At 45.3% G+C, this 14156-nt stretch carries 16 protein-coding genes and 1 pseudogene; 5 read left to right on the forward strand and 12 right to left on the reverse strand.

What is annotated here, in order from left to right; translation table 11 throughout:
* Nucleotides 1-82 precede the first annotated feature (82 nt).
* From phoE to MOF34_RS03595, 7 genes and pseudogenes are all read right to left on the reverse strand, one after another.
* A complete protein-coding gene (phoE, locus tag MOF34_RS03570) occupies nucleotides 83-664 on the reverse strand; it encodes a phosphatase PhoE (protein WP_019713861.1) in 582 nt (193 codons plus the stop codon).
* Nucleotides 665-734: 70 nt separating this feature from the next.
* Nucleotides 735-1829: an acetyl-CoA C-acyltransferase gene (locus tag MOF34_RS03575; protein ID WP_268398537.1), complete on the reverse strand. Its 1095-nt coding sequence runs from the start codon at nucleotides 1827-1829 to the stop codon at nucleotides 735-737.
* Nucleotide 1830: 1 nt separating this feature from the next.
* On the reverse strand, nucleotides 1831-3270 hold the full coding sequence (locus MOF34_RS03580; RefSeq protein ID WP_268398539.1) for an acyl-CoA synthetase: 1440 nt from the start codon (nucleotides 3268-3270) through the stop codon (nucleotides 1831-1833).
* A gap of 6 nt (nucleotides 3271-3276) precedes the next feature.
* A complete protein-coding gene (locus tag MOF34_RS03585; protein ID WP_268398540.1) occupies nucleotides 3277-3837 on the reverse strand; it encodes a biotin transporter BioY in 561 nt (186 codons plus the stop codon).
* Nucleotides 3838-3970: 133 nt separating this feature from the next.
* A complete protein-coding gene (locus MOF34_RS20940; protein ID WP_419901023.1) occupies nucleotides 3971-4486 on the reverse strand; it encodes a methyl-accepting chemotaxis protein in 516 nt (171 codons plus the stop codon).
* Nucleotides 4487-4726: 240 nt separating this feature from the next.
* A pseudogene (locus tag MOF34_RS20945) lies at nucleotides 4727-5353 on the reverse strand (protoglobin domain-containing protein); the annotation flags it as partial.
* A 54-nt stretch (nucleotides 5354-5407) separates the two neighbouring features.
* Nucleotides 5408-6937 carry an FAD-dependent oxidoreductase gene (locus MOF34_RS03595; protein ID WP_268398542.1) on the reverse strand — a complete coding sequence of 510 codons (1530 nt, stop codon included), beginning with the start codon at nucleotides 6935-6937 and terminating at the stop codon, nucleotides 5408-5410.
* A gap of 112 nt (nucleotides 6938-7049) precedes the next feature.
* On the opposite strand from MOF34_RS03595, the gene MOF34_RS03600 reads away from it, so the two are divergent.
* Nucleotides 7050-7907 (forward strand): SDR family oxidoreductase, encoded by an 858-nt coding sequence (locus MOF34_RS03600; protein WP_019713867.1) that lies wholly within the window; start codon nucleotides 7050-7052, stop codon nucleotides 7905-7907.
* Between the two features lie 26 nt (nucleotides 7908-7933).
* Here MOF34_RS03600 and MOF34_RS03605 read toward each other — a convergent pair whose 3' ends face one another.
* A complete protein-coding gene (locus MOF34_RS03605; RefSeq protein WP_019713868.1) occupies nucleotides 7934-8167 on the reverse strand; it encodes an IDEAL domain-containing protein in 234 nt (77 codons plus the stop codon).
* A gap of 292 nt (nucleotides 8168-8459) precedes the next feature.
* Here MOF34_RS03605 and comK point away from each other — a divergent pair, with 292 nt between their 5' ends.
* Nucleotides 8460-9038 (forward strand): competence transcription factor ComK, encoded by a 579-nt coding sequence (comK, locus tag MOF34_RS03610; protein WP_019713869.1) that lies wholly within the window; start codon nucleotides 8460-8462, stop codon nucleotides 9036-9038.
* Nucleotides 9039-9082: 44 nt separating this feature from the next.
* On the opposite strand, the gene MOF34_RS03615 is transcribed toward comK, so the two are convergent.
* Nucleotides 9083-9982, reverse strand: a complete 900-nt coding sequence (locus MOF34_RS03615; RefSeq protein ID WP_268398545.1) for an SDR family oxidoreductase — start codon at nucleotides 9980-9982, stop codon at nucleotides 9083-9085.
* A 205-nt stretch (nucleotides 9983-10187) separates the two neighbouring features.
* Between MOF34_RS03615 and MOF34_RS03620 the strand changes: the two genes are divergently transcribed.
* The gene (locus MOF34_RS03620) at nucleotides 10188-10457 is read left to right on the forward strand and encodes an excalibur calcium-binding domain-containing protein (protein ID WP_268398547.1); all 270 of its coding nucleotides are present in this window, start codon (nucleotides 10188-10190) and stop codon (nucleotides 10455-10457) included.
* A gap of 43 nt (nucleotides 10458-10500) precedes the next feature.
* Here MOF34_RS03620 and MOF34_RS03625 read toward each other — a convergent pair whose 3' ends face one another.
* The 3 genes from MOF34_RS03625 to MOF34_RS03635 all read right to left on the reverse strand — a co-directional run bounded on the left by MOF34_RS03625 (nucleotide 10501) and on the right by MOF34_RS03635 (nucleotide 12751).
* Nucleotides 10501-11967 carry a sodium:solute symporter family protein gene (locus MOF34_RS03625; RefSeq protein ID WP_268398549.1) on the reverse strand — a complete coding sequence of 489 codons (1467 nt, stop codon included), beginning with the start codon at nucleotides 11965-11967 and terminating at the stop codon, nucleotides 10501-10503.
* Complete coding sequence (locus MOF34_RS03630; RefSeq protein ID WP_019713873.1) at nucleotides 11964-12164, reverse strand: DUF3311 domain-containing protein; 201 nt, start codon at nucleotides 12162-12164, stop codon at nucleotides 11964-11966. The genes MOF34_RS03625 and MOF34_RS03630 overlap by 4 nt, the downstream gene beginning before the upstream one ends.
* A gap of 224 nt (nucleotides 12165-12388) precedes the next feature.
* A complete protein-coding gene (locus MOF34_RS03635; protein WP_268398550.1) occupies nucleotides 12389-12751 on the reverse strand; it encodes a hypothetical protein in 363 nt (120 codons plus the stop codon).
* Nucleotides 12752-12903: 152 nt separating this feature from the next.
* On the opposite strand from MOF34_RS03635, the gene MOF34_RS03640 reads away from it, so the two are divergent.
* Complete coding sequence (locus MOF34_RS03640) at nucleotides 12904-13527, forward strand: TVP38/TMEM64 family protein (protein ID WP_032728123.1); 624 nt, start codon at nucleotides 12904-12906, stop codon at nucleotides 13525-13527.
* Nucleotide 13528: 1 nt separating this feature from the next.
* Nucleotides 13529-14035 (forward strand): signal peptidase I, encoded by a 507-nt coding sequence (gene lepB, locus MOF34_RS03645; RefSeq protein ID WP_268398551.1) that lies wholly within the window; start codon nucleotides 13529-13531, stop codon nucleotides 14033-14035.
* Nucleotides 14036-14156 lie beyond the last annotated feature (121 nt).

Here is a 14156-nt window from a genome sequence, read left to right on the forward strand (position 1 = left end):
TAGAATACCGTAACACACTGGTTGCTTAGGCTTTTTGTGGCTGTCTACTTGACAGGGGTAAGACCAAACGCCTGTCTTTTTCTTATTTGATAAAGCCGGATAAGTGGCTATTGATATTATAGTCTTTAATCCGCCATTTCTCTTCTGCGAATTCAATGTTGCTGAGGCAGGCGTTGACGAGGCGCGTGCTTTGCAGCTCTGGGTCACCCCCGGAAATTTCCGTCAACAGTGCGTGAATCGCTGCGCCGTGAGCGACGATCAGCACCTTTTTGTTTGGATACGCCTGATTCACTTTTACCAAACCGCCCATCAGCCTGTCAGTGAGTTCTTCCAGCGTTTCCATATTCGGATAGTTTTTATCCGGGTAGCGCTTTGTCCGTTCTTCCAGCAGCATGCCCTCCGCATCGCCATAATCGCGTTCCCTGAAATCATCCATCTCGACAATGGGAAGATGCAGATATTCATTTATGATTTCCGCGGTTCTTTTCGCTCTTTTCAGCGGGCTCGTCACAATAATATCCCAAGAGAAATCCTTTACATATTCTCCGGTTTCTCTTGCTTGGCGTTCACCTGTGGCGTTCAGCGGGATATCGGTTTTGCCTTGGCATTTTTGCTGCAGATTCCAATCGGTTTCTCCATGTCTTACTAAGCAAACGGCTGTCATAAAATCCCCTTCCTGACTTTGGTCATATCGCTATTATACTAAATCAACAGCACGCATCCTATGAAAAAGCCTATGCAAGAACTTCAAATAATAAAGCCAGTCCGATTCCGCCGCCGCTTCCGATGGCCGCAACGGCATATTGACAGTCTGTCCGTCTTTGCGCTTCATAAAACAATCTGGTTACCAGAGCTGCACCCGATGCGCCGTACGGATGGCCTAGAGTTAATGCGCCGCCGCGCACATTGATTTTTGAAAAGGGGATGCCAAGTTCTTGCGAGCAGACACAAATTTTGATGGCAAAGGCTTCATTGATCTCAAATAAGCCGATATCATCAGGTGTTACATCATGTGCGGCTAAGAGCTTACGGATCGCATCAACCGGTGCCGCGGGCGGATAGTTCGGATGAATCCCGCTGACAGCGCTGCCGATAAACCGGAGCACTGGCTTATAGCCGAGAGATGCCGCTTTTTTCTCTTCTAATACCAGGAGAGCGGCCGCTCCGTCTGATATGCCGCTGCTGTTGGCTGCTGTAACCGTTCCGGAACTGGTGTCGAAAACCGGCTTTGCACGGGAAATAATCGCTTCTATCGGCCGCTTTTTCAAAAATGCTTCGTCCATCACCAATTCTCCGAGGGGAACAATTTCTTCACGGTAAAATCCACTATCATGCGCGTTTCTGCTGCGTTGATGGCTGAGAAGCGCGTATTCATCCTGCATGCTTCTGCTGATGGAATAGCGTGCAGCCGTATATTCGGCTGCGATGCCCATGTCGGGATCACCTATCACATCTGGAGAAAAACGGGCGCGTTCTGAAAAAGGCGATCGGCTGCTGCTTTCTGAGCCGCCCGCTATGTACATCGTGCCGGCTCCGGCTTGAATGAGACTGCAGGCATAGCGCACAGCTTCAAGGCCGGAGCCGCACTGTCTGTCAATTGTCATTCCGGGAACCGTTAAAGGCAGTCCGGCTTGCAGAGCTGACAGCCTGGCGAGGTTGCCGCCTCTGCCGGTCGCGTTTCCGAGAATCACCTCATCAATTTGATTCCCTAGCTTTCGGGTGAGACAGCTTATGATGGAAGCCGCCAAATCCTCCGGCAGAAAGGGCTTCAGCAGCCCATTTTGTTTTCCAAAGATCGTTCGCTTTGCATCAACAATAACCGCATTCAAGTTATACTTCACCTTCTTCTAGCCATTTCCTCACACTCGAACGGGCAATTTTTCCGCTGCTCGTTTCTGGCAAGGAGTCAGTAAATACCCATTTTTTCGGGATTTTGTAGGCTGCCAGTTTCTGTTTGCACCAGGCTTTCAGCTTTCTGGCATCAGTGTTTCCGTGAATGACAGCTACAGCAATTTCTCCCCAATACTCGTTTGGGATTCCGACGACAGCCGCGTTTTCAATCTCTGGACAGGAGAGAAGCACACGTTCAACCTCTTCTGGGAAAATATTTAATCCTCCGTATACGATCATTCCGTTTTCTCTTCCTGATAGGTATAAGAAGCCATCCTCATCGACACAGCCCATATCATCCACTGTTATCCACCCTGATTCATCTGGTACGCTGCCGTTGACATAGCCGGAAAACCTCATTGGGCTTTTGACAAATATTTTTCCAATTTCCCCAGGCTGATAGCGTTCCCCGGCAGCATTACGGATTTCAATCTGGACGTTGTGAAACGGGCGGCCGGCTGAATGCGGCTTTCGTTTGCTGTCTTCCGGAGTGGAATATGTCACAAAGCTAAGCTCTGACGTGCCGTAAAAATCGTATAGCTGGAGGTGAGGCCATGTAGCGGCGAGCTTCTGTTTAGATTCTGCCGGCCAGTCTGCACCCGATGAAATGATTTTGACAGGATTGTCGGGAAAGGCTTTTACACGGGTGAGGGCGTCTGTCATCGTAGGTACGGTATAAAGAACGCTGACAGATTCATGGCTCAGCCATTCCTTCGTTTGAACAGGTGAAAACTTTTTCAACAGACAAACGGTCCCTCCGAGAAACAAGGTGCTGACAGCCCCATATAGGAAGTGAGAGGACATTAATGCCCCGGGAATCAGAACCTTATCATCTGATGAAATTGAAAAATCTGTTTCCGTACAGGTAAAGCTCTCCATCCAAGAGCGGTGAGATCGTGTGAAGGCCTTCGGTTTTCCTGTCGAGCCTGACGTAAACCCCATATAAAAAGGGTGCTCCGAATTAATGGTAGGCAAGGGAGCGGCGGATGCTTCAGAAATATCTGACATACAGTGATCCAACAATACAACAGGTGTCCTACTATCTGTCAGTTTGTTTTTGAAAAAGGCTGAAGTAATCACAAGATCCGCATCGCTTGTGAAGAGACGCTCCTTGCATTCATCTGCACTCCAGCGTGTGTCGATGGGAACAGCTGTGCACCCCGCTGCTGCAGCTCCGGCAAACAGCTGCAAAAACGCCAGGCTGTTCGGGAGCAGGATTGCCACACGCTTCGGCATGCTCGGCTGCGACCGCAGCCAATGTGCGGTCTGAGAGACAAGACGAGCCCAATCCCGGTACGTAATTTGCTCCGATTCAGTTTGGATCGCCACACGGCCGGGCGATTTTTCCGCAATAGATGAATAGGTAAGAGTAATGGTCATGAAGTGTCAGCCTCCTTTCGTAAACATCGTATCCGAAAGCGACAAGGCTTGGGTGACTTTTATCGCCAGAAACGCAGATACAGCCGCTTTTAACAAATCACCAGGCACATACGCAAGGCTCATGAACGCGGCCTGTGACAAATCAATATGCATCATAAAAGCTTGTACGGGTATACCGAGCAGATAAATTAAGATGATGCCGAATATGATATGAGTGAAAAAGAGACGCAATACAGACACCTTTCGCAGTCTGGAAGCGGCTAAACTGATCATCCATGAGGCGAGGGGATAAGCGATTAAAAAGCCAGCGCTCGGTCCGAAAAAAACGCCAATCCCGCCTCGTCCTCCTGGCAAAAGCGGCGCTCCAAAGGCGACGAGCAGCAAAAAGACAAGCTGGCTTAAGAAAGCAGACTTAGGCCTGAGGATGCTGCCTGCCAGCATGACACCAAGCGTTTGTAATGTAATCGGAACGGGTGTAAAGGATAAGAAGAGAGGGGGCATAAAACCCAACACGGCCATCAGCGCGGTGAAAATGGCAATATGCATCATGTCTATTAATCTCAGCATGTGAAATCCTCCAAACAGTAATAAAATATGGTTATACAATAAATCCAGTCTTTTATTATGTCAACTTATTTTTAATTTAAGTTAACATAATGGCGTGAAAAAACCGGCTGCTTGGCAGACCGGCTTTTAATATTTATTCTTCTGTCAGGATGACAAGTGAATCAACAGATGCGGCCACATGAGAAACAGCGCGGCTGACTTCCTGAAGCCCTCCGAGGAAGGCCTGCAAATCAACGTCGATTATGCCTGATTGCTCTTTGCTGACTTTCATGCTGTGGACAATTTCATCGAATAAGCGGTTAATTTGCGTCATTTTTTCTTTACTTTCGCTGACTAGCCCATTCACGTCTTTGATATGCTTGGATACGATGTTGATTTGTGTATTCGTATTGTTCACAAGCTCAGACACGGTAGAGACGGTTTTTTTCGTGTCTTCAGAAAGCTTCCGTACTTCATTTGCCACTACGGCGAAGCCCTTCCCGTGTTCGCCGGCACGGGCAGATTCAATCGAAGCATTGAGCGAGAGAAGGTTTGTTTGTTCAGCAATGCCTGTGACGATGCCGAAGATTTTTTCAATTTGCTGTGCGATTTCATCCAACTTGACCATTTCTTTTTCGATTTGGACAAGGCTTGTGTCAATTTTATTCATCTGTTTTTGCTGAATTTCAAGCTCCTTTTTCCCGCCGATCGACTTTTCTTCAACAGTGCTGGATGTCACTGTGCCGGCTTTGGATGCTTCGGAAATGCCTTCAGATTTGTCCACAAGCTCTTGAACAGATCTGCTCGTTTCTGAAAATAGATTGGCAATCGATCCAGAGGTTTCTTGAATTTTCTGATGAAGAAGGTTTTTCTTTTCCTCTTGTTCATCACGGGTCTGGTTGTACTCGCTTTGAAACGCTTCAAGGACCAGCTGTTGTTCTAGGTTCAAGATTTTAGTTGTCGCTTTGATGGCTTTCAGCAGTTCTTGGTGATTTGTAATAGATGTTTCATAAATATGAATCATTGACAGTAGCAATTCTTGAAACGCGCCCATATACCATTTTGGCAGAAGGCCGATTCTTAAATGAATGGAGGCGATCCTGTTTCGCTTTTCAATGAATTCGTCATCGATAACGCCTGCAAACATTTCCTGAATATGCCGTTTTAACGTTTGTTTTAAGCGGTCAACTGAGCTATGGTCATGAATAATATCCATCAATGAACTTTCGTGGTCAAGGTTTTTATAAAACGCATCGACGATGTATACGATATTTTCTTGGATTAATGGCTGAAGCTGCTCTAAAACGTAAAGCTCGGCATCTCCTAGTCTGACCATTTTGAGCTGTTTTTTGACATCTGCATATTGGTTTGTGAGCTGAATACGGTTTTTTTGTTGTCCGTTTGAATCAGAAAAGTAAGCTGTTTCTTGTTTTCTATCTTTTTTAAATAACAATACAATGATCCCCCTTGGGAAAAATATAATTTTCATTTTTTGGCTTTTTAAGCCTTTTTCTTTTTTATCGGCCAAGAGAAGCATGAATGAAGATGCAGATGAAAAATAATCAAAAAACCGTTCATTAAAATGAACGGTTTAATCGAGGTCTATTTGTTTTAATGGTTTGATGGCCGGTCCCTCCACAACTTCGCCGGTTGGCTTAAACCGTGATCCGTGGCACGGACAATCCCACGTATGCTCGCCGTCGTTCCACTCGACCTCACAGCCTAAATGGGTGCACGTCGTATCGACGAGATGGAGACAGCCTTTTTCATCCCGAAAAGCCCCCGCGCGTTTGCCGTTTACGGTGACTGCTTTCCCTTCTCCCGGCGCAATGTCTTCAAACTGAAAGTCAGGCTTTTCAAGTTTTCCTTTAATAAAATGTTTGGCGACATCGGCATTGTAAGAAATCACTTTCTGCAGTCCTGGGTTCAAATGGAAACGGGACGGCGTAAATATGCTTTCGTATGGATTATCTTTTCTCTCTACAAGGTCTGACAATAGTGTGGCGGCAACCCCTGATGACGTCATGCCCCATTTTTTGAACCCGGTCGCTACTAGAATATTGTCCTCATTTTCCGACATCGGCCCGATAAATGGGATTTTGTCGATTGTGACGAGATCCTGGGTGGACCAGTAATATGGGATGCTTTCGATGCCGATGGTGCTTTCGGCCAGCTGTCTCAGTGTTTCATAATGTGTAGACATATCTTCTCCCTGGCCTGTTTTATGGCTTACTCCGCTGAAGAGAATCAGCTTTTCACCGTTTACAACCGTATAGCGGAGCGCCACTGAAGGCTGATCGATACTTAAATACATGCCCTCGGGATATTCGATCTTCGGCTTGATGGCGAGGACATAAGATCTGTCAGAGTACATTCTCGTAGCATATAATCCGCCTCCGTCGTAAAAAGGGAAGTGGGAGCAGCATATGATAAAGCGGCTCTTAATGGCGTGCCGGCTTTTTGTTACCACTTCTGGCCTTTCTCCTTTTTTGATATCAAGCGCAACGGTCTCTTCATAAATCCGTCCGCCTTTTTGAACAATCTGCTCCAGAAGCGCCTTTAAGTATTGCAGCGGATGAAATTGGGCTTGATTTTTCATGACAAGCGCCAGCTTAGAACCTACGGGAATCGCAAGATCCTTGATAAGGTCTCTTTCAATGCCAAGCTTTGTGTATGCCTCATGTTCAGTGCGGATTTTTTGTACAGCGTTTTCTTTTGCTGTGTATAGATAAGCGTCTTGTTCGATCCATTCACAATCAATTTGATGCTCATCCACAATTCCTTTTATGTAATCAATTGCGTTTTGATTGGCTTCATAATAAAGCCTCGCGTGATTCAAACCAAAATTGCGGATAAATTCATCGTATATCATGTCATGCTGGGCGGTTATTTTAGCTGTTGTATGGGCAGTGGTGCCGTTGAGAACCTGATTTGCTTCAATCAATACGACACGGAAGCCTCTTTTCGTGAGTTCATACGCCGTTGTGATTCCCGTAATCCCGCCTCCGATAATGGTGACGTCACATTCAGTATCCTCTTGAAGCGCCGGAAAAGAAGGCAGGTCAGTTGATGTTTTCCAGTATGTTTCAGGTGCTTCCTTTGCAAAATATGGATTAGCCAAGCCATGATACCTCCAATCAGATTTATTCTTTAATTTTTCCATATTTTTTCTTTTCATACATAGGAGGCAGGGATTGTTCATAACATAATAGGGTTGAAAAGGAGTGATTTCATTGGCGAATCAAAAAAAGAAAACATTGCCGCCTCAGCATCAGAACCAGCAGCCAGGTTTTGAATATCTTATGGATCCCCGTCCGGTTTTTGATAAGCCGAAGATAGCGAAAAAATTAGAGGGCAAAACCGCTATCATTACTGGAGGAGACAGCGGAATCGGACGCGCTGTATCGGTGTTATTCGCAAAAGAAGGGGCTAATGTGGTCATTGTGTATTTGAATGAGCATCAGGACGCTGAGGAGACTAAGCAGTATGTAGAAAAGGAAGGAGTAAAATGCCTGCTGATTGCAGGAGATATCGGAGATGAAGCGTTTTGCAACGATGTGGTCATGCAGGCAAGCCAAGCGTTTCCGTCGATTGATATATTGGTCAACAATGCAGCTGAGCAGCATGTCCAGCCCAGCATTGAAAAAATTACAAGCCACCAGCTGATCAGAACCTTCCAAACGAACATTTTCTCCATGTTTTACTTAACAAAGGCTGTGCTGCCTCATTTAAAAAAGGGAAGCTCTATCATTAATACTGCATCAATTACCGCCTATAAAGGCCATAAAACGCTGATCGATTATTCAGCAACAAAAGGCGCGATCGTTACGTTTACAAGGTCGCTTTCCCAGTCGCTTGTTCAGCAGGGCATACGGGTTAATGCAGTAGCGCCAGGCCCCATTTGGACACCGCTTATCCCGGCCAGCTTTGCGGCAGAGGATGTGGAAGTGTTTGGTTCAGACGTGCCGATGGAACGCCCGGGACAGCCGGTAGAAGTGGCGCCAAGCTATTTATACCTTGCCAGTGACGATTCTACTTATGTCACAGGACAGACGATTCACGTCAATGGCGGAACAATTGTGAATGGGTAATAAAAAGCCAATCCTTGAGGATTGGCTTATTCGCTCTGTTTGAGCGTTGCATATTCTTTAGAGAGCGTAAGAAACGCAGCTTTATCTTTTTCGTCCAAGGCTTTGTTGATTTGGTCCGTCAGCATGGCCAGCCGACGCTTATACAAGGATTCATCGAGCACCATTTGAATGTAGACATCCGTCATTGTGACATCAAATTCTTTTGTTTTTTGCGTGTTGCGGGACTTCATGAGCTCAGTGTAAGATTTTTTCTCTTTCATAAAGAATCCCCCCAATGCCTTTTTTATAGTATATGGATAACGGTCGAAAAAATCAATTAATTTTTATAATTTTTAGACAACTAATGCTTGGCAATCTATCGACATATCCTGCAAAATGCCGTCAACCGGAAGATTATACGAGTGTAAAACCTGGTTATTACTAGTAATTTAGTACCGATAAATATCATTAAAAGATGATTTTAACTTATTTATTAAAAAAAACTGTCGTTTTATAAAAACAGATGATAGATTATTAGTATAAATTTTGCAGAAAAAGGATGGAGGCCATAACATGAGTCAGAAAACAGACGCACCATTAGAATCGTATGAAGTGAACAGCGCAACAATTGCCGTGCTGCCTGAAGAAATCAACGGCAAATTTTGTTCCAAAATTATTGAAAAAGACTGCGAGTTTTACGTCAGCATGAAACCGCTGCAAATTGTCGACAGAAGCTGCCGGTTTTTCGGATCAAGCTATGCGGGAAGAAAAGCTGGAACTTATGAAGTAACAAAAATTTCACACAAACCGCCGATCATGGTGGACCCTTCGAATCAAATCTTTTTATTCCCTACACTTTCTTCGACAAGACCCCAATGCGGCTGGATTTCCCATGTGCATGTGAAAGAATTCAAACCGACTGAATTCGACGATACGGAAGTGACGTTTTCGAATGGGAAAACGATGGAGTTGCCGATCTCCTATAATTCGTTCGAGAACCAGGTATACCGGACAGCATGGCTAAGAACTAAATTCCAAGATAGAATCGAACACCGCGTGCCGAAACGGCAAGAATTTATGCTGTATCCGAAGGAAGAGCGTACGAAGATGATTTATGATTTTATTTTGCGTGAGCTCGGGGAGCGGTATTAGAAAGAGAAAGGAGCTGACCAAACAGGGCAGCTCCTTCTCCTGCTTTAGGCCGTCGGAATTCCGCCGGTGATGCCATATACCTGAGATGTCACATAGCTTGAATTCTCTGAAGCTAAGAATACATAAACATCTGCCAATTCTACTGGCTGCCCAGCGCGGTTTAATGGAGCGGGCGGGGTGCCTTGGCCGAATTTCGGGATGTTTTCCGTCGGCTGTCCACCGGAAATTTGCAGTGGTGTCCAAATTGGCCCAGGTGCAACTGAATTCACTCTGATGCCTTTGGAAGCTAGCTGTTTTCCCAGTCCTACGGTAAAGCCGATAATGGCGTTTTTCGTCGCTGCGTAATCCAACAGCATCGGACTTGGATTATAGCCTTCAACTGAGGTAGTAGTGATGATTGAGGCGCCCTCCGGCAAATACGGAAGTGCCGCTTTTACAACCCAGTAAAGGGAAAAGACGTTCACTTCAAATGTTTTATAGATTTGTTCAGTCGGCAGGTCTTCGATGTTTTCGACCGCTTGCTGTTTACCTGCAACCAGCGCTAACACATCAAGTCCGCCGAGTTCCTGATGCGCCTGTTTGACTAGATCTTGGCAAAAGGATTCGTCGCTCAAGTCTCCGGGGAGCAGCACTGCTTTTCGCCCTTCTGCTTCTATCAGTTCTTTCACCTCTTCAGCATCAGGCTGCTCCTCAGGCAAGTAGTTAATAGCCACGTCGGCGCCTTCCCTGGCGTAAGCAATCGCGGCAGCGCGGCCAATACCGGAATCGCCGCCTGTGACAAGCGCTTTACGGCCGATTAATTTATCTGATCCTTTGTAGCTTTTTTCTCCGCAATCAGGGACAGGCTTCATATTCTTTTGCAGGCCTGGCGGTTCTTGATGTTGTTCGGGAAATTCATCATGAAAACATGCTGTTACAGGATTCGTAAGGTTTGAATCAGACATCATCAACGCTCCTTTTTGGTTTGGTTTACATTCGTATGTGTACCCCTGAGCATATGGCGAAAAACATGTTTTGGCAGATTGACGATGAAAGACAAGAATAACTAACCCTTCTTCCATATTTATCTTGTAAAATAAGGATGTATGATTTATGATAATATCCAGCTATAAAACAACTAAATATTGGATATGAAAGGAGTATAATGTCATGAAAAAAGCGGCTGCGGTTTTGCTGTCATTCGGTCTCGTTTTCGGTTTTTCATACGGAGCTGACCATGTAGCGGAAGCCAAAACAAAGGTGAAGGTCTATAAGAATTGCAAGGAGTTAAACAAAGTATACAAAGGCGGGGTGGCCCGCACGTCGAAGGTCAAAAACAAAGGCGGAAAAACGAAGTATAAGCCTTATGTCTCTAAGGCGCTTTATGATGCCAATAAAAAGAAAGACCGCGACAAAGATTATATCGCCTGCGAACGTTAAATAAGAAAAAGCAATCTGATGTCCAGATTGCTTTTTTATGATTTTATGCCGCCTGAGCCGCAACACTTTTCGCTTTTCTTGTCGCAAAGCTTACAGCTACCATGACCGTAATATTCAAAAGCAGGGCGACTATGCCGACATTTAAGTCTTTTGCGGCTTGAGGCAGTGCGGGAAATAAAGTGCCGATCGTCGTTTCCGTCAATGTAATATAAGAAACCGCTCCAACACCTGAAATGATGCCTGCGAACGCTCCCTGCTTCGTCACCATATTATGCTTGAACAGGCTGAACAGCAGGGCCGGAAATAATTGTGTAACAAGGCTGTAGCCCATCAATAACAGCGTAACGATGGTATTCCCGCCTTTAAAGGTAAAGTACACCGAAATCAGCGCGATCACCGGCACTAAAAACTTGGCAAGCACAGATACTTGCTGTTCTGTCGTGCGGGGTGCGAACACTTTGTACACATTTTTCGCAAACAGTGTGGAGGCGGACATTAAGATCATAGATCCCGGCACAAGCGCTGTCAGCAGTCCGGCGGCGCCGATAACTCCGACAAACCAAGGGTCAAATGTTTGCAGAGACAGTCTCAAAAGCGATAGGTCTCCGTCTGCGCCTTTCAGACCAGGAACTTGCAGGATAGCCGCAAAGCCGACGAAAAGGACGAAGAGCAGGATCAGCTGGTATAAAGGCATGATAATGGCATTCTTGCGAAAGACTTTTGGGTTTTCGGCTGAATACGAAGCGGAAAACGTATGAGGCCACATGTAAAACCCAAGTGCTGTCAAGAGCACGGTTGAACTGAACCAGGCCGCACTTTGCCCCGATTCAGGAAGCGTAAGAAAGCCCGGCTTTGCCGTTTCAATCTGCTGAAACATGTCTTGAAATCCGCCGTAGTAATGAATTGGCAAATACACACCTAAAAACAGAACGACAACCAAAATCATGATGTCTTTCACAACCGATATCCAGGCAGACCCGTGAATGCCGGATACCATAACGTAAACCGTGATCGAAATGGCGCCGATCCAGATGGCAGCAGTCGGAGAGATTTTGCCGTACGATGTTTCCGATACAATCAGCCCGAGACCTTTCAGCTGCAGTACAAGATACGGAATGAGCGCGGCAATGCCGACCAGTGAAACGAGCACGCCAAGCAGCGGACTGTTATATTTTTTGGTGAAAAAATCAGACTGTGACATCAGCTTATGCTGTTTCGCGTACGTCCAAACCGCCGGCAGGAGCCAATAAGAAAGAATGTAAGCCAAGCATCCGTAGGCGATGATGTAAAAGGCCGGTCCGCCTTTCCCGTAGGCCCAGCCGCTTCCGCCGAGAAACGTAAATGTGGTATAAATTTCGCCTGCCATCAATAAGAACACGAATACGGTTCCGAAGCCGCGGCCTCCGACCGTCCACTGCTCAAGGTTCATGTCTTTTCCTTTTTGGGCGCGTATGCCGAGAAAAATACTCAAAAGCAGGACGCCGAAAATAATGATGAGAGCTGTGTTCATTCTGCTTCCTCCTTTTTATTTTCGTTATCGAGGACATACACAATCGCCATTATCGCAGATGTCAAAAGAGCCCACATCACGATATAGGCAAGAATAAACGGCATACCGAACACATAGGGAGTCACTTTATTTGCAAAAGGGATGCCGAGTAAGATACCGATAAAGGGCAAAGCGGCGAGAACGTGAATCAGCTTCATAGAATCCTCCTTCTCTTTTATGATTGGGGTGTGCAAGCCTAAGCGAACTGAAAATGATGTCGCAGATATGGCAGCACATGTCACTATTTGGGGTGAAAGGTTGTGGTTCGAATTATAAATAAATTTATTTTGTTTGTATAGTGTGAATTGTCTGAAATTTATTGTTAGAATCGCCCGAAGAGGGAGCGGGCAGTATTGGGAGAGTTCAGAATGATCCAAAAGACTCATGGCCTGTCCGGTGCAAATAAATAGAATGTTAATAATTCGCTGACCTGCTCCCGGATGCGCGGGTTAAAATAGCGGTGCTTTTCTTCATAACCATCAATCACAAATACATAAAGCGTAAAAGCCTCATCGCGTTCCGCCTCGTGGATCGCAATTTTTCTTTTTCTCAGCTCTTTTCTGACCTCCATCAAATCCTTTTGTGCTATTTTTAATGATTCGCTGATAAGCTGTTTATAAGGATGCTTCAATTTTAATGGGCTTTGTTCAATTACGGCAAGATCACGATTGAAAATCGTAATGGCCATGGGCAAAAAGAGAGCCCGTTCAATTAAATCGTATATTTCCTCCTGCAGATTCGGCATGTTGACTCCTTCTTTCTTATAGGAACGTTTGTTCTATTTGTATTCTATATCGGCTGGTGAAATGTTTCAAGACAGAAAAAATCGCCAAAACTTTTTAGTTTTCTGCTGATAATGTGTAGAATAAGGATAGACAAACCCGGTAAGGAGTATAAATGTTGGAGCATTTTTTATCCTATTTTACACAAGAACATGTAACTGAATTCTTTCAAAGCTATAGGGCTTTCGGTCCGCTCATTGCTGTGCTGCTGCCTTTAGTTGAAGCATTTCTGCCGTTTTTGCCGCTGGTCGTATTTGTGGTGGCGAATACCAACTCATTTGGCCTGTGGGAAGGATTTATCTTGTCTTGGGCGGGATCAACTGCTGGATCTATTCTCGTGTTTTTGATTGTCCGTCAATACGGACAGAGAAGATTGCTTGGTTTTATCCGCAGTCACCCTTCGGTCAGAAAGCTGATGTTATGGGTGGAGAGGCACGGCTTTGGTCCCGTGTTTCTTCTGCTTTGTTTTCCGTTTACACCGTCAGCCGCGGTGAATGTTGTTGCCGGTTTGTCGAGGATCGGAACGCGGCCGTTTATTTTGGCGGCTGCCTCGGGGAAGCTTGTCATGATTTTTATGATCAGCTTCATCGGGTATGATCTGCACGCACTGATTACACAGCCGATTCGAACGGTCATTGCTGCATTGGTGATCATTATCCTATGGTATGTCGGCAAAAAGGTAGAGCGGTACCTGCATGTGAGAGCCAGTCAGCGTGAGCATGATGGAGGGAGACAGTAACATGAAAAAACGGTTTTGGTTTCTTGCCGGTGTAGTGTCCGTCGTTCTCGCCATTCAGGTGAAAAATGCCGTCTTTATTGATTACAAGGTAGAGGGCGTCAGTATGAACCCGACCTTTCAGGAAGGAAACGAACTGCTGGTCAATAAATACTCACATCGATTTAAAACCATCCATCGTTTTGATATTGTCCTTTTTAAAGGCCCTGATCAAAAAGTGCTGATTAAGCGGGTAATCGGATTGCCCGGTGAATCGATCAAATATAAAGATGATCAGCTGTATGTGAACGGAAAGCAGGTTGCTGAACCATTTTTAAAGCATTTGAAATCTGTTTCTGCCGGAAGCCATGTAACGGGTGATTTTACGTTGAAAGATGTAATAGGAACAAGCAAGGTGCCGAAAGGACAATATTTTGTCGTTGGAGATAATCGCATATACAGCTTCGACAGCCGGCACTTTGGTCCGATTAGAGAAAAAAAGATTGTCGGTGTAATTTCTGATGGTGAATAAAAAGACGTCAATTGAAACGGCGTCTTTTTTGTGCTGTTTGGAAACATGTGTTGAAGAAAATTTGTAAGCGACTATAATCATTATTGTTACACTTGTACAATAAATAGTTTGATTTTTGGTT

Origin of the sequence: Bacillus sp. T17B1 (assembly GCF_026796395.1) — a bacterium.
Classification (GTDB): domain Bacteria; phylum Bacillota; class Bacilli; order Bacillales; family Bacillaceae; genus Bacillus; species Bacillus spizizenii_A.

What these genes read in the sequence shown, in the direction of transcription:
- MOF34_RS03640 (WP_032728123.1), top strand. Translation starts at nt 12,904, where the DNA reads ATGTTGGAGCATTTTTTATCCTATTTTACACAAGAACATGTAACTGAA.
- comK (WP_019713869.1), top strand. Translation starts at nt 8,460, where the DNA reads ATGAGTCAGAAAACAGACGCACCATTAGAATCGTATGAAGTGAACAGC.
- MOF34_RS20940 (WP_419901023.1), bottom strand. Translation starts at nt 4,486, where the DNA reads ATGAATAAAATTGACACAAGCCTTGTCCAAATCGAAAAAGAAATGGTC.
- MOF34_RS03615 (WP_268398545.1), bottom strand. Translation starts at nt 9,982, where the DNA reads ATGTCTGATTCAAACCTTACGAATCCTGTAACAGCATGTTTTCATGAT.
- lepB (WP_268398551.1), top strand. Translation starts at nt 13,529, where the DNA reads ATGAAAAAACGGTTTTGGTTTCTTGCCGGTGTAGTGTCCGTCGTTCTC.
- MOF34_RS03605 (WP_019713868.1), bottom strand. Translation starts at nt 8,167, where the DNA reads ATGAAAGAGAAAAAATCTTACACTGAGCTCATGAAGTCCCGCAACACG.
- MOF34_RS03620 (WP_268398547.1), top strand. Translation starts at nt 10,188, where the DNA reads ATGAAAAAAGCGGCTGCGGTTTTGCTGTCATTCGGTCTCGTTTTCGGT.
- MOF34_RS03625 (WP_268398549.1), bottom strand. Translation starts at nt 11,967, where the DNA reads ATGAACACAGCTCTCATCATTATTTTCGGCGTCCTGCTTTTGAGTATT.
- MOF34_RS03630 (WP_019713873.1), bottom strand. Translation starts at nt 12,164, where the DNA reads ATGAAGCTGATTCACGTTCTCGCCGCTTTGCCCTTTATCGGTATCTTA.
- MOF34_RS03580 (WP_268398539.1), bottom strand. Translation starts at nt 3,270, where the DNA reads ATGACCATTACTCTTACCTATTCATCTATTGCGGAAAAATCGCCCGGC.
- phoE (WP_019713861.1), bottom strand. Translation starts at nt 664, where the DNA reads ATGACAGCCGTTTGCTTAGTAAGACATGGAGAAACCGATTGGAATCTG.
- MOF34_RS03635 (WP_268398550.1), bottom strand. Translation starts at nt 12,751, where the DNA reads ATGCCGAATCTGCAGGAGGAAATATACGATTTAATTGAACGGGCTCTC.
- MOF34_RS03585 (WP_268398540.1), bottom strand. Translation starts at nt 3,837, where the DNA reads ATGCTGAGATTAATAGACATGATGCATATTGCCATTTTCACCGCGCTG.